The sequence below is a fragment of the Georgfuchsia toluolica genome (assembly GCF_907163265.1).
Taxonomy (GTDB): Bacteria; Pseudomonadota; Gammaproteobacteria; order Burkholderiales; family Rhodocyclaceae; genus Georgfuchsia; species Georgfuchsia toluolica.
The window spans coordinates 2,963,364-2,981,404 of the sequence record NZ_CAJQUM010000001.1 but is presented as its reverse complement, the minus strand read 5'-3'; the positions used below and the strand labels follow the sequence as shown (position 1 = coordinate 2,981,404).

General features: G+C 57.0%; 15 protein-coding genes and 1 pseudogene. 5 read left to right on the top strand and 11 right to left on the bottom strand.

The annotated features are described in order from the left end of the window. Positions 1-27 precede the first annotated feature (27 nt). From K5E80_RS14055 to K5E80_RS14035, 5 genes are read right to left on the bottom strand one after another with little or no spacing between them, the layout of a single operon-like run. Entirely contained in the window at positions 28-2,277 is a 2,250-nt protein-coding gene (locus K5E80_RS14055; protein WP_220636748.1) for a type IV pilus secretin PilQ, read from the bottom strand. Beyond that, positions 2,274-2,843, bottom strand: a complete 570-nt coding sequence (locus K5E80_RS14050) for a pilus assembly protein PilP (protein ID WP_220636747.1) — start codon at positions 2,841-2,843, stop codon at positions 2,274-2,276. Before K5E80_RS14050 ends, K5E80_RS14055 begins: the two co-directional genes overlap by 4 nt. Beyond that, positions 2,840-3,535: a type IV pilus inner membrane component PilO gene (locus K5E80_RS14045; protein WP_343213250.1), complete on the bottom strand. Its 696-nt coding sequence runs from the start codon at positions 3,533-3,535 to the stop codon at positions 2,840-2,842. Before K5E80_RS14045 ends, K5E80_RS14050 begins: the two co-directional genes overlap by 4 nt. 1 nt (position 3,536) lies before the next feature. Then, positions 3,537-4,133, bottom strand: a complete 597-nt coding sequence (locus K5E80_RS14040; protein ID WP_220636746.1) for a PilN domain-containing protein — start codon at positions 4,131-4,133, stop codon at positions 3,537-3,539. After that, positions 4,130-5,203 carry a pilus assembly protein PilM gene (locus tag K5E80_RS14035; RefSeq protein WP_425514560.1) on the bottom strand — a complete coding sequence of 358 codons (1,074 nt, stop codon included), beginning with the start codon at positions 5,201-5,203 and terminating at the stop codon, positions 4,130-4,132. Before K5E80_RS14035 ends, K5E80_RS14040 begins: the two co-directional genes overlap by 4 nt. Before the next feature lie 207 nt (positions 5,204-5,410). On the opposite strand from K5E80_RS14035, the gene K5E80_RS14030 reads away from it, so the two are divergent. Beyond that, positions 5,411-7,720: a penicillin-binding protein 1A gene (locus tag K5E80_RS14030; RefSeq protein WP_246590991.1), complete on the top strand. Its 2,310-nt coding sequence runs from the start codon at positions 5,411-5,413 to the stop codon at positions 7,718-7,720. On the opposite strand, the gene cyaY is transcribed toward K5E80_RS14030, so the two are convergent. Continuing rightward, positions 7,717-8,037 carry an iron donor protein CyaY gene (cyaY, locus tag K5E80_RS14025; RefSeq protein WP_220636744.1) on the bottom strand — a complete coding sequence of 107 codons (321 nt, stop codon included), beginning with the start codon at positions 8,035-8,037 and terminating at the stop codon, positions 7,717-7,719. The two genes, K5E80_RS14030 and cyaY, sit on opposite strands and share 4 nt — an antisense overlap. Positions 8,038-8,076: 39 nt before the next feature. Between cyaY and lptM the strand changes: the two genes are divergently transcribed. Both lptM and lysA read left to right on the top strand, forming a co-directional pair. After that, positions 8,077-8,232, top strand: a complete 156-nt coding sequence (lptM, locus tag K5E80_RS17225) for an LPS translocon maturation chaperone LptM (protein ID WP_220636743.1) — start codon at positions 8,077-8,079, stop codon at positions 8,230-8,232. Next, positions 8,232-9,476 carry a diaminopimelate decarboxylase gene (lysA, locus tag K5E80_RS14015; protein WP_220636742.1) on the top strand — a complete coding sequence of 415 codons (1,245 nt, stop codon included), beginning with the start codon at positions 8,232-8,234 and terminating at the stop codon, positions 9,474-9,476. Before lptM ends, lysA begins: the two co-directional genes overlap by 1 nt. Here the strand turns inward: lysA and K5E80_RS14010 are convergent. Together K5E80_RS14010 and K5E80_RS14005 are read right to left on the bottom strand one after the other, a co-directional pair. Then, positions 9,473-10,963 carry a PilZ domain-containing protein gene (locus K5E80_RS14010; protein WP_220636741.1) on the bottom strand — a complete coding sequence of 497 codons (1,491 nt, stop codon included), beginning with the start codon at positions 10,961-10,963 and terminating at the stop codon, positions 9,473-9,475. The two genes, lysA and K5E80_RS14010, sit on opposite strands and share 4 nt — an antisense overlap. Position 10,964: 1 nt before the next feature. Next, positions 10,965-12,416 carry a M17 family metallopeptidase gene (locus K5E80_RS14005; protein WP_220636740.1) on the bottom strand — a complete coding sequence of 484 codons (1,452 nt, stop codon included), beginning with the start codon at positions 12,414-12,416 and terminating at the stop codon, positions 10,965-10,967. Between the two features lie 56 nt (positions 12,417-12,472). Here K5E80_RS14005 and K5E80_RS14000 point away from each other — a divergent pair, with 56 nt between their 5' ends. Both K5E80_RS14000 and K5E80_RS13995 read left to right on the top strand, forming a co-directional pair. Further along, positions 12,473-13,267, top strand: coding sequence for a thymidylate synthase (locus K5E80_RS14000; protein ID WP_220636739.1), 795 nt, complete (start codon positions 12,473-12,475; stop codon positions 13,265-13,267). 1 nt (position 13,268) lies between these two features. Next, the gene (locus K5E80_RS13995; protein ID WP_220636738.1) at positions 13,269-13,766 is read left to right on the top strand and encodes a dihydrofolate reductase; all 498 of its coding nucleotides are present in this window, start codon (positions 13,269-13,271) and stop codon (positions 13,764-13,766) included. Here the strand turns inward: K5E80_RS13995 and K5E80_RS13990 are convergent. The 3 genes and pseudogenes from K5E80_RS13990 to apbC form a co-directional block, all read right to left on the bottom strand. Then, positions 13,739-15,987 (bottom strand): annotated as a pseudogene (locus K5E80_RS13990) (Orn/Lys/Arg family decarboxylase). The gene K5E80_RS13995 and the pseudogene K5E80_RS13990 overlap by 28 nt on opposite strands. Before the next feature lie 73 nt (positions 15,988-16,060). After that, positions 16,061-16,627, bottom strand: coding sequence for a dCTP deaminase (dcd, locus tag K5E80_RS13985; RefSeq protein ID WP_220636737.1), 567 nt, complete (start codon positions 16,625-16,627; stop codon positions 16,061-16,063). 238 nt (positions 16,628-16,865) lie between these two features. Continuing rightward, a complete protein-coding gene (gene apbC / locus K5E80_RS13980) occupies positions 16,866-17,954 on the bottom strand; it encodes an iron-sulfur cluster carrier protein ApbC (RefSeq protein ID WP_220636736.1) in 1,089 nt (362 codons plus the stop codon). Between the last annotated feature and the right edge of the window lie 87 nt (positions 17,955-18,041).

Below are 18,041 nucleotides of genomic sequence, written 5' to 3'. Positions count from 1 at the left end.
TGACAAAACAAGCACTCCAAACTGTTGCTATTGGAGCGTCAGTTCCTCCGTAACAATGCGGGGAGTGAGGAATATGAGCAATTCTGAACGAGTGCGATTTTTTGCCTTTTGTTTGAACAGCCAGCCAAGGTAGGGAATGTCGCCCAAAAGAGGAACCTGGGTTGTGGCGTCACTCTCTTGCTCAGTGAATACCCCCCCTAACATCAAGGTGCCGCCGTTTTCCACAACCACGTTAGTCTTGATCTCCTGCTTGGCCACGCTGGGCCCGGCATTGGTAGTAACAGTCCCCACACCACCCTTATTGACCTCCAATTTGAGTTGGACTTTCCCGTCGCTGCCAATTTGTGGGGTGACATCCAGTTTGGTCGCCGCATCGACCGATACGGTGGTTGGCCCAGCAGTGCCGCCTTGAAGTTGATAGAACAAGGTCTGACCGTCAGTAATCGTGGCCTTTCGGCCATCCTGGGTCAAGATTTTGGGTGAAGCGATACTCTTCGAACTTCCATCAGTTTCGCTGGCAGAAAGTTCGAGCTGCAATAGACGAGTTTGGCTGGAGTTCAACAAAGATAACATAATGTCACTGGAGTTCGCGCCTGCGCTGGCATTAAAGCCACCATTGAGTATGGTTTGCCTGCCGGGACCATAAGTCGAGGTGATGCCAGGTGGTGCGTTTGGGCTGCTGGCAAGCGTACCCGACAACGTTGCATTCGACGGATTGGCGATGAAACTCAGCTTGGATCCGAGCGTTCTGGAAAAATCCTTTGTAACGCTCACAATACGCGCCTCGATCATCACCTGCTTGATGGGCAGATCCAGTGCAGCTACTCGTTCCCTGATCTTGTTGAGTTGGGCTCTGGTTTCCTCGACGAATATCGTGTTGGTTACCTCATCGAAGGCAATGCTGCCGCGGGCCGAGATGATGGACTTGCCAGGTGCGGGAGCACCGGACGGTGAACTTTGTGCTTGATTTCCACTCCCTTGGGATGGCACGGTCGAGCCTGTTCCGTATGTGTTGCCGCCACTGCCGGCATTCGAAGCCAGCGGAATGCCCGTGAGTGCCGCCACGATTTCAGCAGCAGGCCTGTACCGAACCTTGATCGACTCCTGCTCAATCGGCGCAGCGTCCTGCCGCGCCACGGACAAATCGTGCGCTTCTTTTTCGTACTTGGCCAAATCAGTGGCCTTGCCGACCACGACGAGGTTGCCATAACGGCGCATTGAAAGGCCGTACATGCGGTTTATAACGTCAATCGCGGTTTCGACCGGCGTGTTCTCCATCTTCAGGCGTTCGATCTCGCCGCTGACCCCCGGCATGATGACAAAGTTGAGGCCCGTAATGTCCTGAAAAATGCCGATCATCTGGCTCACCGGAACCGGTTGTGTAAAGTTGAAACTGACCGTCTTCCCCTGAATCTCCTTGGCGCTCGTCAGGCTGCTTGGATCATTCACGACACGCCGCACCTCGATTTTTACCGAGGTATCGAGTTGCGTCACGTTGTAGTCCCAGTCACCGCGGCCAACAATTACCACCTGGGTTCCCTGACCCAGAGCCGTGGTGGTGGCGCTGACGACGGGGGTGCCAAAATCCCGCACATCAAGGCGCCGCGCCAAACGATCAGGCAGTTTCACGCTTTGTAGCAATAACACAAGGCTTGATCCCTGGCGCTTTACGTCAATGAGTGGATTGGGGTCCGACAAGTCGATATTTATTCTGGCCACATCGGACGACTCCGCGCGGAAGTCGACATTCTGTATGGAGTTGCCTTCGCCGGATGACCGACCTGCAACAGCGGCTGCATTGCGTGGCTTCCCGGCGCCGGAAGTTGCGGCCATGGAAGCCGCCGCTCCACCCAGTGAGATGTAGAGCACGCTGCCATCGAGTCTCGCTTCGTAGCGGCTGGGGCGATTCAGATTCAGAACAAGCCGGGTGCGGCCGCCGGCCTGGACAATATTGATGCTTTGCAAATCGGATAGGGAAACCTTCTTCGAATTGTTACCTGATGCATTTGCGGTATCGAGGAAGTCGAATGCGATGCGTGGGGGCGACGACACGGTAAAGGACGATGGCAGATTAGCCAAGGGTTGGCGCAATGTAACCTTGAGCAGCGTCTGGCCTGAAATGGCGGAGGCTTCGATCTTTTCGATTGCGTTGGAGGTAACGGCAGCCGCGTTAGCACCCTCTTCGGCGGCAACCGCCCGGCATGTTGTCGTCGCGATTCCCAGCGCGAATAAAAACGCCGCGCACAAACCGCCAATCAATCGTCGTTTCTGAATCATTTCCGGTCTCCTTTACCCTGCACCGGGAAGACGGTATCCCGTTCGACCCATACCCCTTTGTCGAAAAGCTTCTCCTTCAGCAGCACCTGTCCCGGAGAATCACCGCTGGCAGGTGTTATCCGCTGAACGCGGCCATGGTTCTGCCCCATGTATTCCCCGATCCGCACCTGCCGTACTGGTTCTCGCTCCACCTGCACCAGCGCACGCACGTCTTTATCAACAATGATCGTCCCGACGAAACGTATGGTTTCCAGCGGTACCTTGATCAAGGGATAGATGTCGGGATTCAATGGCGTCAGCCCCCCGGCGTGCACTATCTGCGCACTGCTGGCGATCCCGCCCGAAATCACTTTTTCCTGGGAGAAAGGGGAAATCAAGTCGCCCGGCTCGTAAGGCTTGACGTCCAGCGGCTTGATTTGCGGCAAATCGGGGACATGGCCACGCAAGTCTTTGGAGGATTCCAACATCCAGGCGCGTATGTCGCCATGATCGTCGTTACCGCAACCTGACAGCAACAACGATGTTGATGCGACAAAAACAACAAGGAGCCGGTTCCATTGCTTCATCGTCCGCCACCCGCTTTTTTGGCCGCTGCCTTACCTTTTTTCTGCGCTGCCATCTCCGAGTCGTCCAGGTAACGATAGGTCATGGCCGTTGCATCCATCGTGAGCACGCCGCCCGCTTTATCTTTTGGTTTTAATTTGATGTTATTTAGCGTCACAATACGGGGCAATTTGGCGATATCCGCAGCAAATGCTCCCAGCTCGTTGTAACCACCGGTGAGAATCAGGCTGATAGGCACCGTAGCATAGAATTCCTGTTTGGATTCCGCGCCGGGTTTGAAGAGTTCCTGTTTAAGTCCGCGCGTCAGGGCCGCCTGACTGACGTCGACAATCATGCCGTCGATTTCGGCCTTGTTCGGCAACTGTTTCAGCAGATCACCGAACGACCGGTCAATTTCCGTGAGTTGCTTGCGGTATTCGTCAAGGTTGATTGCCTTTGACTTTTTTGCCAACCAGTCATTCTTGAGCTCAATTTCCTTTTTTCGCTTTGCATCAAGTTCATCGAGTTGCCCGCTCCATCCAGTGAACCAAGCGGCAGCGAGCAAGCCGATGAACAAGGCAACGAGAATGACCAGCCTTGGCGCTGTGGGCCACAAACCGGGATCTCTGGGATCCAGCGTCCTGAAGTCTTCCGCCATGCCTTTAAAATCAATGGCGGGTATCGTGAATTTGGGCAGAGCCGGTTTTTCCATCATTCTAGCCTTTGGCTGCTCCCCCAGTACGCGGTTTCGCCTTCGTCGCGTCCACCGATGGCTGTGCAATCATCACCGATAACTGGAAGGTGAACAACGAGTTATTACTGGCGGAAGGTATTGCCCGTATCTCAATCGGTACGGCATGCTCGAATAACGGCGACTCTTCCAAAGAACGGAGTAATGTCGATACGCGCGCCTCTGACAAGGCCTCACCGGTAATAGCGATTTTGCGCCCATCCTGGCCCAATGAAACCAGCCTGATTCCGTCCGGAACGCGGCTTAATAGTTCAGTGAACAGCGTCACCGTTTGTGCCCGGCTCCCCTGTAGTGACTCAATAACCTGTTTGCGGGCAAGCAAGGCATCGGTCTGCTCCTTGAGGCTGGAAATCTCTTCAATTTGCTTTTTAAGGACATTGATTTCCTTTTCTAGATACTCGTTCGTCGCCTGCTGCGTGTTTATGTATCCATTGATGACTGTAAAACCAAGAAACCAGATAACCCCGGCCAAAACCACCAATAAACCGGCCACGGCGAAAAACTGCTGGCGCCTTGCCTTTCGCTTTTCTTCGCGATGCGGCAGGAGATTGACTCTGATCACTGGTCGAACCTCCTCAAGGCGAGGCCGCAGGCGATCATCAGGGAGGGCGCGTCGGCAAGAAGTGCGCGCGCCTTGACTCGCGACGCCAAAGTCATATTGGTGAACGGGTTCGCGATAACTGTATTCACCTGGGTATGAGCAAAGATCGCCTCACTTACATTGGGCAATGTCGCACATCCTCCCGACAATACAATATGATCAATCTGGGTATATTGCGTCGACGTGAAAAAGAACTGCAAAGCCCTGGCCACCTCCTGTGCCATGCTTTCTAGAAATGGGCCGAGAATTTCTTTCTCGTAGTTGTCGGGCAGAGAACCCGATCGCTTGGCGGCCTCGGCTTCATCGCCGCTCATGCCGTAGGTGCGCATGATGTCCTGGGTGAGTTGCGCGCCTCCAAACGCCTGTTCGCGATTGTAAAGCGTCTGGTCATTGCGCATCATGGTCACATTCATGACGTTGGCGCCCACATCAACCAAGGCGATACATTGATCGCGACCGCCGGCAGGTAGCTGTGTCTCCACCAACTCGAATGCGGCTTGAGCGGCATAGGCCTCGATGTCCATCACCCAAGCCTTCAACTTGGCGCCAAGGGCACAAGCAACGCGATCATCAACCATCTCCTTGCGCGAAGCAGCGAGCAGAACTTCCACCTCGTCCGGGCCGGATGGAGCGGGCCCCATAACCTGAAAGTCGAGATTGACCTCTTCAAGCGCAAACGGAATGTATTGATTTGCCTCGGATTCGACCTGCACTTCCATCTCCTGCTCACGCAGATGCGCCGGCAGGATAATTTTTTTTGTAATCACCGCAGCCGTAGGTAGCGCCATCGCCACCAGCTTGGCATTGGTGCCCATGCGCCGTAGCGCTTTCTCGATCGTTTCGGTAATTGCCTCGATATTGACGATTTTTCCATCAACTACCGCATCATGCGGGAGAAGTTCTATCGCATAGCGCTCAACCTTCATGCCGCCCCTGTCGGCGCGCGAAAGCTCGACCATCTTGATTGAGGATGAACTAATGTCCAAACCAATCAATGGGCGGTTGCTTGGATTGAAGATCGAGAGGTCAATCTGCAAGAAATTTCCCTTAAAAAATATTGAGTTATAGCGATTGCCAATAATTTACATCAAATCCTAGCAGCAACCAATATACCTGTAAAGCCGTTTTACTAACTCTGGCAGTAATAAATCACGCCGTAGCTTAGCCAATATAATGGGCGGGTGATAGCCAAAACAGACCTCGCATTACCCAACTCTTTGCGTTGGATCCTCCCACCCTTGCTTTTCCTGCTGGGTCTGGGCCTGATCGGAATAGCTTTGATCGGGATAGTCGTGATCCTCGCCTACCCACAATTGCCTTCACTGGATGCGCTGACCAACTATCAGCCTAAGGTGCCCCTGCGCATATATACCTCCGACGGCTATTTGATTGGCGAATTCGGCGAAGAGAGGCGCAATCTGGTCAGCATCAATAACTTCCCGCAGACCATGAAACATGCGATTCTGGCGGCTGAGGACGAGCGCTTCTATCAGCACCCGGGAATCGACACAATTGGCGTCCTGCGCGCCGCCTATTCAAATTTCGTCGGTGGCGGCAAACGTCAAGGAGCCTCGACCATCACCATGCAGGTAGCGCGCAATTTTTTTCTTTCCAGCGAAAAAACGCTAACGCGAAAAGTCTATGAAGCACTCCTTGCCTTCAAGATAGAACACAGTCTCTCCAAGGACCAGATACTCGAACTGTATGTGAACCAGATTTATCTCGGCCAGCGCGCCTACGGTTTTGCCGCCGCTTCGCAGAGTTACTTCGGCAAGCCATTAAATGATCTGACCATCGCGGAATCAGCTATGCTGGCCGGTTTACCCAAGGCTCCCTCCGCCTTTAACCCGGTAGCCAACCCCAAGCGCGCCAAGCTGCGACAGAACTACGTACTGCACCGCATGCATGAACTGAAGTTCATCACCGATGATCAGTTCAAAACCGCCAGCGCAGAACTCCTGCATGTAAAACACGATCCCAACGATTTCGGCATCCACGCCGATTACATATCGGAGATGGCGCGTCAGATCGTGGTGGATCGCTTCAGCGACGCGGCCTACAGTACCGGACTGCAAGTCATTACCACCATCACCAAGGCCGACCAGGAAGCGGCTTATGCTGCGCTACGGGAGGGGGTACTCGATTACGACCGTCGTCATGGCTACCGCGGCGCCGAAGCTTACCTCGACATGCAGGATATCAATTCCGAACAGGACGAAGCACTGGAGGAACTGCTGTCCGATATCGACGATGCGGATAACCTCAAGGCCGCCGTTGTACTCGATGTATCGACAAGCCGGTTGCGCGCCTATGTCAGGGGCGAGGGCATCGTCACCCTCAGCGGCGACAGTCTCAAATTTGCTTCACGCATGCTGGACGACAAGGCACCGGCCAACAAACGCCTGCGGCGCGGCGCGGTGATCCGTCTGGTGAACGACAGCAAGCACCAATGGCAGATTTCGCAGATGCCTGAAGTCGAATCCGCCTTTGTTGCCGCCAGCCCGGTCGATGGCGCCATCCGCGCCCTGGTGGGAGGTTTCGACTTCAACCGCAACAAATTCAACCATGTCACCCAGGCATGGCGCCAGCCGGGATCCAGTTTCAAACCCTTTATTTATTCGGCGGCCATCGAGAAGGGCTACACCCCGGCGTCGGTGTTTCCGGACGAACCCATTGTCATTCCCGCTGCAGAGACCGGCAGCCAGGCCTGGGAGCCGAAGAACTACGATGGCAAATATGACGGACCGATTACGCTGCGTACCGCCCTTGCCAAATCCAAGAATATGGTCTCGGTCCGCCTGTTGCGGGCCATCGGTCCCGGGTATGCGCAAGCCTACATCACGCGCTTCGGTTTCGATGCCGACAAGCATCCGCCCTATCTGACCCTGGCACTCGGCGCCGGTTCCGTTACGCCTTGGCAACAACTGGCCGCCTATTCCATTTTCGCCAACGGCGGCTACAAGATCCAGCCCTATATCGTGCGCCAGATTCTCGATGACAAAGGCAAGGTGCTGGCGCAGTTCGATCCGCCGGTGGCCGGCGACGAATCATTGCGCGTCATCGACGAGCGTAACGCCTACATCATGGACAGCATGATGCATGACGTCACCCGCCGCGGCACCGCCGCACGCGCGGCACAAGTATTGAAGCGTTACGACATTGCCGGCAAGACCGGTACCACCAACGATTCCGTCGATGCCTGGTTCTGCGGCTATCATCCGACCGTGGTGGCCGTCACCTGGATCGGCTTCGACCAGCCGAAGAGCCTGGGCGACCGCGAGACGGGGGGCGGGGCAGCCTTGCCGATGTGGATAAGCTTCATGGAAAAGGCGTTGAAGGGCGTACCGGAAAGCTATATGGGTATGCCCGAAGGATTGACGCCGATTGCCGCGACCGACCCCGTTAACCAGTCACCCCTGCACGAATTCATCTATAGCGAGCAACTGCCTCATGCAAGTGTTGAGACCCCAAGGTCTGCGCCTCCACAGGAACAGGCTCCGGCACCAGTACGCGACGCCACGCCCAAACCGGTGACAAAGCAGAACTAAAGACAGAGTTTGACCGGCGCTCCAGCCTGTTCGCTCATGCAGCGTTCCAGCGCCGGCAACAAGTGCGAGCCATCGCGCGTATTCACCCAGACATCGCCCTCAGGTTTGAAGTGAAAGCCGCCGGAACGGGCTGCGATCCAGATTTCGCGCGCCGCGGTGTGCCGATTGATGATGATCTTCCCGCCGCCGGCAAACTCCACTTCGATTACGCCACCGGGTTTCAACTCGTAATCGAAATCCGCATCGCTCTCTGCCAGCGCAGCTTCGATGCGAGCCAGCATTGCATCGGCAAGTTGGTTGAATCGGGATTCGTCCATCGCGTGCTAGTATCAAATTTTTCGTTGGAAGTCCGCGCCATGCGTCCGTTCACACTTATTACGGTATCAATTATCGCGCTTATTACCCTGCTCAGCGCCTGTGGCACCAAGGGGCCACTGACCCTGCCGTCCAGTTCACCACAGCAGGCTCACACGCCTGTGGCCGATCCTAACACGGGGGCAGGGCAACGCTGATGGCACTCGTGGAACGCCGGACCGGCACACTTCATGTCGAAGCAGTCAGTCTCACTGACATCGCGGAACAATTCGGCACACCTTGCTACGTCTATTCGCGCAAGGCACTGACAGAAGCCTACAACGCCTACTGCGAGGCACTCGCCAAGCATAACGCGCTCATCTGCTACGCAGTCAAGGCCAATTCGAATCTCGCCGTGCTCAGTCTCTTCGCCCGTCTCGGTGCCGGCTTCGATATCGTTTCAGGCGGCGAACTCGCCCGCGTACTTGCCGCCGGAGGCGAAGCAAAGAAGGTCGTGTTCTCGGGCGTCGGTAAAAGCCATGGGGAAATCGTCAATGCACTGCGCCTCAGCATCAAATGCTTCAACATCGAATCAGCCGCTGAACTCGACCGCATCAATGCAGTGGCTGGTGATCTCGGCTTGAAGGCGCCGATCTCGTTCCGCGTCAATCCCAACGTTGACCCGAAGACGCATCCTTATATCTCGACCGGTCTCAAGACCAGCAAATTCGGCATCGCCTATGAAGAAGCGCTGCCACTCTACCGCCGTGCCGCGGCGCTGCCACATATCCACATCACCGGTATCGACTGCCACATCGGTTCGCAGTTGCTCGACCCGGCGCCGGCAACCGAGGCCGCGCAAAAAGTGCTTGCCTTGGTCGACACCCTTGCCGGCGAAGGGATTGAACTTGAGCATATCGATCTCGGCGGGGGCATGGGGATTCACTATCGCGATGAAGCTGTGCCATCCGTCACCGAATATCTTGCTCCCATCCTGCGCGTACTGCATGGGCGAAAGGAACAGTTGCTGGTGGAACCGGGGCGCTCACTGGTGGGCAATGCTGGTCTGCTGCTGACGCGCGTTGAAATCCTCAAGCACGGCAGCGCCCATGATTTCGCCATCGTCGATGCCGCGATGAACGACCTGATGCGCCCGGCCCTCTATGATGCCTGGCACGACATCGTCGCAGTAAGCGAACGCAACGAACTCCCGCGTTCATGCGAAGTTGTCGGGCCGGTGTGCGAGAGCGGCGACTTCCTCGGCCATGAACGCATGCTCGCGGTGCATGAAGGCGACCTGCTCGCCGTCATGTCCGCCGGTGCCTATGGCATGGCCATGAGTTCCAACTACAACTCGCGCCCGCGCGCAGCGGAAGTCATGGTGGACGGCGCGCAGGCCCATCTGGTGCGCAAACGCGAGGAAATCACTCAGTTGTTCGCCGGGGAAAGCACGTTGCCCTAGGCCGCCAGGACATCTACCCAGTAGCACCCGATGACGTAATCATTGCCACGATACCGTTCTTCCTGTGGCCGCAGCCGGTAATGTTGCCCACCGTGCACGAAAGTCAATGGTCTGGAGTCCTGCCAGATCCCCGGAGACACGACCAGCGAAGTCATCTCACTCGCGTTGAGCGCCGAATCCAGCAGCAAGCCTTCCCCTTTCAGGCCTTCACTGTCAATGTCCACCGCGATGGGGGCCCTACCCACGGTCTCGATGCCGATGTTGCCCTGAGTCCGGTTTTCACGATCGATGCGGCGTACGATACCGATCAGCCAGTAGTCCCCGCCCTCCGGGTACATTGCCACCAGCGCACCAATACCCAGTCCCTCATAGTCCGTCATTTCTGCCCGCGTCCGCATCCCGCCTTCGCTTACATCTTCTACCGTCCAGAAAATGCTAATAGCATCGTCGCCGCGCAGTGTGGCAAAAACGGCCTGAAATCCATCCACCGCCCGTATTCTGGATTTCACCTGATGCCGCACATGCGAACGTACCGGTGGTTGCGGCGCGCAGAAAGCAGCGAGGTGCCGCAATACGGCAATCACCGTGGCTACCGGGAATTGCTGATTGAGCACGAGTTCGTTTGGCACTGTTTGCCGCTGGGAAATCTCGTTGCACAATGCCTCTATCGCCGAACATGCATTGGCCGTGGCGAAGAAGCGCAGCGTCGGCGCAAGCCCGGGCAGCTTGGCGAGTCGCGTTGGCGGCAGGGGCTTTGCCGCATCGACCCAATATACGTTTTCGGGTCTCACCTGTGCCGTCAAGGAAAATGCAGGTAGAAAATGCGACAGCAATTGTTCGGCAAGTTCGATTTCCAGCGGCTGAAGGCGATCCATCGACGCCGCATGGAACAGTAACAATCGCAGATATTCCGCCGCAATCGTCGTTGAAGTGCCATCGCCAAGCGCCAGTTTTTTCTCCAGCCAGCGGTTCTTCTCCGCCTCCAGATAAAGCCTGCCCGCGCTCAACCACAAGTCGGGATCAAGCGACCCATAGCGGAATTTTTCCCACTTGAGGCAGCCGCTGTAGGCGCGCAGCAAGCGCATTTGCATCATGGGCAACGTCGCGCGCATTTCCTCGCGCAGCTTCTTGTTGGCTTCAAACTGGTCCAGCCAGCCCCCATAGCTGGCGGCCAGTTGCCGCCAGAACTTGCAGGCGGTCTGCCACAGCTTGTAGTTCCGGCTTTGGCCGTGGCCGCTACCGGATTTGGCCAGAAATCCCCGGGTCAGCTTGCGCGCCGCCGCAGTGCCGATATCGTCGAGTTCAAACAGCACATTGACACGCCGCTGCGGTTTTATTTCTTCGTCTCCGCTGACCGACTCCAGCCATGAATCAATTTCATCAAGGGCTTCAAAAGGATCCGAGCCAATCAGGCGGTCGAACAGTTCACGCGCCGATTTCGTATCAGCGAGGGGATGATCCGATTTGCCTGAAAAAATTCTGAGCATTTTATTCACCATGCAGCCAGCGCTGCAGGAAGTGAATCCCCCATGCAACGCCAAAGCCGGTGAGGTCGGTGGCTGCGGCGCCCAATCCGCCAGTACAACTGGAGGCGGAAAGATCGACGTGCAGCCAGGGGCGATCATCGGTGAATTTGTTCAGGAAGCGGGCGGCAAGAATGTGGTCGGCCTCCCCTTCCAGGGTGCATTGCTTGATGTCGGCAACTTTGGAATCGAGCGCCGGTTCGTAGTCCTCATCGAACGGAAACAGACAGACCCGTTCGCCGCTTTGGCGTCCGGCATCGACCGCCATCCGGCCCAACACGTCAGTGGTTGCAAATATGCCACTATAACGGCTGCCCAGCGCAGCGTGCATGCTGCCCGTGAGCGTGGCGAAATCGATCATCAGTTGCGGCTTGTTTTTTGCCGCCAACGTCAAGGTATCGGCCAGCACCATGCGCCCCTCGGCATCGGTATGCACGATCTCGATAGTCGTGCCATTGAGCGCCTTCACGACCGAGTTCTGCGTGTAGGCTTTGGGCGAGAGGTGATTGTGCGCGATTGCCAGCCAGGCATCCACGGCCACCGTCAGCTTGAGCGCCGCGATCGTCTGCAATAGTCCCAGCACTACGGCTGAACCGTTCATGTCCTCGTGCATGCCTGCCATGTAACGCGCCGGCTTCAGGTTGTGGCCGCCGGTGTCGAAACAGATGCCCTTGCCAACGAGGGCGATGCTTTTCCCGGCGCCCTTCGGCTGCCAACGCAAATGCACGATGGCGGCATCCTCGTGATCGGAGCCCTGAGCCACGGCACAAAAGGCGCCTGCTCCTATTTTCTTCAGGCGCTTGTAGTCATATTCCTCGATGCTCCAGCCCGAGGATTTGGCCAGTTCGCGGATGCGTCGCCGATAGCTGGCCGGCGTCAGTTCATTGGGTGGCAGTGCAGTGAGTTCCCGCGCCAGCAGATTCCCCCGCGCCAGGGTGGATACGGCACTGAAATCGTTCTCCCTGGTCGCACCGAATACATGGACCTTGCTCAACTGCTTTCCGGGCTTCTTTTTACGAACCGGTAAAAGCGCGCCATTGAGGAGGGCAACATAGGCCGCGTCGCGGACAACATCCAGATCATTGTCATAGACACCGATGGACAACTCGTCGGGCGTTTCGTCAAGCAACAGCATGACAGCCTTGCGCAACAGGGTCAGGCGTTCGAAGCGCGACTTGGCGGGATCGATCATCGCGCATGCCAGCCGGCCGCCATTCGGCAAGTCCAGTGCCAGCGGCGTTTTGGCCAAGTCGGATAGCTTGCTGTCGCGGCGTTTCAGCATTGCCAGCCACTGGCTGCGCGCTGGCATGTTCTCAGGCAGAGTCTTGCCCATGGGCAGCAACAGCAAGGCGTGCGAATGCTGCAGGAAGCGATCGGCTTGAAACAGACCGTGGAGCGATAGTGTGGCGGGTGACATGAGCTTTCCTTTAGAATGGCGCAAAGATTATAGCGTTCGCATCGAACCCACCCCCAATGCGGCAATACCTCGACCTGATGCGCCATGTGCTGCAGCATGGCAACGTGAAAAACGACCGCACCGGCACCGGCACGCGTTCGGTGTTCGGCTGGCAGATGCGCTTCGATCTCGCCAAAGGCTTCCCGCTGCTGACGACGAAGAAACTGCACACGCGCTCCATCATCCACGAGTTGCTGTGGTTCCTGCAGGGCGATACCAACATCCGCTACCTCCAGGAAAACGGAGTACGCATTTGGGACGAATGGGCCGACGAAAACGGCGACCTTGGGCCGGTCTACGGCAAGCAGTGGCGGCGCTGGGAAACGGCAGACGGGAAAAGTGTCGACCAGATTACGCAACTCATCGCAGGGATCAAGCGCAACCCGGATTCGCGGCGGCACATGGTCACCGCATGGAATCCCGGTGAGGTCGACAAAATGAAATTGCCGCCCTGCCATGCCTTGTTCCAGTTCTATGTCGCGAACAGAAAACTGTCCTGCCAACTCTATCAGCGCAGTGCCGACATTTTTCTCGGCGTGCCTTTCAACATCGCTTCGTATGCCTTGCTGACACTGATGATCGCACAGGTCTGCGACTTAAGCCCCGGCGAATTTGTGCATACGCTTGGCGATGCACATATCTACTCGAACCACATCGAGCAGTCGGAAAAGCAGTTGCAGCGCGAGCCGCGCGCGCTACCAACCATGAAGCTCAACCCCGGGATCAAGGACATCTTCGGTTTCCGCTTCGAGGATTTCACGCTCGAAGGCTACCAACCGCATCCGCATATTGCCGCACCGGTAGCCGTATAGCGTGAAACCGTTGTTGACACTTATTGCTGCCGTCGCTCGCAATGGCATCATCGGTCGCAACAACACGCTTCCCTGGCGCTTGCCGGAGGACCTCAAACATTTCAAGGCCCTGACCACCGGTCATCCCATCGTGATGGGACGCAAGACCTGGGAATCGCTGGGGCAGCCATTGCCGGGGCGGCATAACATCGTCATCACGCGCGACGCAGCCTATCACGCCGCAGGCGCGACGGTCGTCAATTCACTGGAAGGCGCTCTCCACTTGGCGAACGATGCGGAAGAACTTTTCGTGATCGGTGGCGCAGAAATCTATCGCCTGGCATTGCCGCTTGCCGACCGTTTACAGCTAACAGAACTCGACGCCGACTTCGCCGGGGATACGCATTTCCCGGATGTCGACCGCATTACCTGGCGCGAGACCATTCGCGAGCGACATCGCTCTGCCTCCAGCTTCGACTATGCCTTCGTCACCTACGAGCGCAGAACGCAGTCGACATAGTAATCCACCTTGCCGTTCTTCCCATCCTTCACCAGACCGTGGATATCAGTCTCGAAGCCGGGGAAGCGTTCGTTGAATTCGCGCGCAAACTGCAGGTAGCGCACGATGGTGGCATTGAAGCATTCGCCCGGGATCAGTAGTGGAATACCCGGCGGGTAGGGCGTCAGCAGCACCGCAGTTACGCGGCCTTCGAGTTGGTCGATGGTCACGCGCTCGATCTCACGGTGCGCCATTTTGGCGAAGGCATCGGACGGGCGCATCGCCGGCACCATGTCCGACAGATACATCTCAGTGGTCAGGCGTGCAATGTCCTTCTTCTTGTAGACGCCGTGGATCTCGCCGCACAAATCCTTCAAGCCGATGCGTTCGTAACGCGGATGCTTGGCGACAAATTCGGGCAACATCTTCCACAGCGGGTGGTTCTTGTCGTAGTCGTCCTTGAATTGCTGCAGCGCGGTCACCAGCGTGTTCCAGCGGCCCTTGGTGATACCGATGGTGAACATAATGAAGAACGAGTAGAGACCGCATTTCTCGACGATGACCCCGTGCTCGGCAAGATACTTGGTGACGATGGCGGCGGGGATACCGAAGTCGTCGGCAAAGTCGCCATCAATATCGAGCCCCGGCGTGATGACGGTGGCCTTGATCGGGTCGAGCAGGTTGAAGCCCTCGGCGATATTGCCAAAGCCGTGCCAGGGCTCGCCGGCCTTGAGCATCCATGCTTCGCGTTCCTCGATGCCTTCTTCGGAGAGATCCTTCGGGCCCCACACCTTGAACCACCAGTCGGCGCCCCACTCCTCGTCCACCTTGCGCATGGCGCGGCGGAAATCAAGCGCCTCGGCAATCGACTCGCCAACCAGCGCCGGACCGCCCGGTTCTTCCATCATCGCCGCGGCGACGTCGCAGGAAGCGATGATCGCATACTGCGGCGAGGTCGAGGTGTGCATCAGATAGGCCTCATTGAACACGTCGCGGTCGAGCTTGTTGTTCTCGGCGTCCTGCACCAGGATTTGTGAAGCCTGACTCAAACCGGCCAGCAGCTTGTGCGTGGACTGGGTTGAGAAAATCATCGACTCCTTGCAGCGCGGACGGTCTGCGCCCATGGCGTGATAATCGCCGTAGAAATCGTGGAATGCCGCATGCGGCAGCCAGGCCTCGTCGAAATGCAAGGTGTCGATTCTGCCGTCGAGCATTTCCTTGATTTCCTCGACGTTGTAGAGAATGCCATCGTAGGTACTCTGCGTAATGGTCAACACGCGCGGCTTGCCCTTCACCTTGCTGGCGAAAGGGTGGGCGGCAATCTTCTTCCGGATGCTCTCCCATATGAACTCGCTCTTCGGAATCGGGCCGATGATGCCGAAGTGGTTGCGCGTCGGCATCAGGAAGACCGGGATTGCACCAGTCATCATGATCGCGTGCAGCACCGACTTGTGACAGTTGCGATCGACGATCACCACATCGCCCGGCGCCACAGTGGAATGCCAGACGATCTTGTTCGAGGTCGAGGTGCCGTTGGTGACGAAGTAGAGGTGGTCGCTGTTGAAAATGCGCGCCGCATTGCGCTCGGATGCCGCAATGGGGCCGGTGTGGTCAAGCAGTTGGCCGAGTTCTTCCACCGCATTGCAGACATCGGCACGCAGCATGTTCTCGCCAAAGAACTGGTGGAACATCTGCCCCACCGGGCTCTTCAAAAAAGCGACGCCGCCGGAGTGGCCGGGGCAGTGCCAGGAGTAGGAACCATCCCCGCATAGTGCACCAGGGCGCGGAAGAAGGGCGGCGGCAGCGAATCGAGATAGGTTTTCGCCTCGCGCACCACATGCCGCGCGATGAACTCCGGCGTGTCCTCGTACATGTGAATGAAGCCGTGCAGCTCGCGCAGGATGTCGTTCGGAATATGGCGGCTGGTGCGCGTTTCGCCATGCAGGAAAATCGGAATCTCGGCGTTCTTGTAGCGGATTTCCTCGACGAAGTTGCGCAGATTCAGCACCGCTGGATCGAGTTCCGGGCCGGGCGTGAATTCTTCGTCGTCAATCGACAGGATAAAGGCCGAGGCGCGCGACTGCTGTTGCGCGAACGATGACAGATCACCGTAACTCGTGACGCCGAGCACATCCATGCCTTCCTTCTCGATGGCTTCAGCCAGCGCGCGAATACCGAGTCCGGACGCATTCTCGGAACGGAAGTCTTCGTCGATAATGATGATCGGGAAATGAAAGCGCATGGTGAACTCCTGAAAAGCGACGACCCGCGCATGGCGGGTCGCTACGATAATGGTTGAAAGCTAGGCGCTAGGGCTAGATTTTCGGCAATGTCACGCCGGTCTGCCCCTGGTACTTGCCGCCGCGATCCTTATACGACGTTTCGCAGACTTCGTCGGACTCAAAGAACAGCACCTGGGCGCAGCCTTCGCGGGCGTAGATCTTCGCCGGCAGCGGCGTGGTGTTGGAAAATTCCAGCGTCACATAGCCTTCCCACTCCGGCTCGAACGGCGTGACATTGACGATGATGCCACAACGCGCATACGTACTTTTGCCGAGGCAGACGGTGAGCACGCTGCGCGGAATGCGGAAGTATTCGACGGTGCGGGCCAGCGCGAAAGAATTGGGCGGGATGATGCAATAGTCGCCGTTCATCTCGACAAAGGAATTCGGATCGAAATTTTTCGGATCGACGATGGTCGAGTTGATGTTGGTGAATACGCGGAAATCGTTGGCACAGCGAATGTCATAGCCGTAGCTTGACGTGCCATAGGACACAATCTTGTGGCCATCCACTTCACGCACCAGCGACGGCTCAAAAGGCTCGATCATGCCGTGCTGTTCGACCATGCGGCGAATCCATTTGTCCGACTTGATCGTCATTGCCTACCCCGCTGAAAGGCAACGCCCCCGTCCGGCGGGGGCGTTTGCTGAAAAGAGGGCGGAATTACACCACAAACGAGGGTTTATTGCGTAAAAGAACGTTAAACGAAGCGATTTGTTTAAATCGAGCGAACCGAGCCAATCAGTCGCCCCGCCCCGGGGCGGGGCTGGAGTGGAGGCGTTCAATTTGACTTTGCGGCATTGCATCCTCAAGAGTGCCGTTATCCTCCGGTGAGCATTAAGTGTTCTGCACAACAATGCTTGGGAACTTCGACGTCATGTCCTTGGCCCGCTCGGCAATCCTGATCGCCACTTGTCTTGCAATCCCGCGGTATATCTCCGCCACACGCCCTTGCGGATCGGCTATCACGGTGGGCTTGCCGCTGTCGGTCTGTTCGCGGATATGAATGTCCAGCGGCAGCGCGCCGAGCAACTCGACTGCATTGTCCCGTGCCAAGCGCGAGGCACCACCGCTGCCGAAGATATGTTCTTCGTGCCCGCAGTTGGAACAGATATGGGTGCTCATGTTTTCGACGATGCCGAGGATGGGAATACCGACCTTCTCGAACATTTTCAGCCCCTTCATCGCATCGAGCAACGCGATGTCCTGCGGCGTGGTGACGATCACCGCACCGGTGACTGGTACCTGCTGCGCCAGCGTAAGCTGGATATCGCCCGTACCAGGCGGCATATCCACGACGAGGTAATCGAGATCGCGCCATTGCGTATCTTTCAGCAACTGCTGCAAGGCCTGAGTCACCATCGGTCCGCGCCAGACCATGGGCGTATCCTTGTCGACAAGGAAACCGATCGACATTGCCTGCATGCCATGTGCTTCCATCGGCTCGATGGTTTTGCCGTCTTTCGACCCTGGTTGTCCTTCGATGCCCAGCATCATGGGCAGCGACGGGCCATAGATGTCGGCATCGAGAATGCCGACCGCCGCACCCTCCGCGGCCAATGCCAGCGCCAGATTGACGGCGGTCGTCGATTTGCCGACGCCACCTTTGCCCGACGCCACCGCAACGATGTTCTTCACGCCCGGAATCAGTTTGACGCCACGCTGCACGGCATGAGAAACGATTTTCGAATAGACATTGGCGAAAGCCTTGTCGACACCTTCGATGGCGCGCAACTTGTCTTCCACCAGTTTGCGGATGCTCTCGATCTGGCTTTTTGCCGGGTAACCGAGTTCGACGTCGAGTGTGACGTCGTTGCCAGCGATCCGGATATTTTTAGCGCTGCGGCTGGCGATGAAATCCTTGCCGGTGTTGGGATCGACGACTTCCTTGAGTGCGGACTGAATTTGCGATTCGGAAATGCTCATGATGCTTTTCTCTGATTGGGGGGGGTTCGTAAGTATAGCCGTCCAGGGCCATAGCAACACGTTTGCTAGAATTCGTGCCTGCCTTCA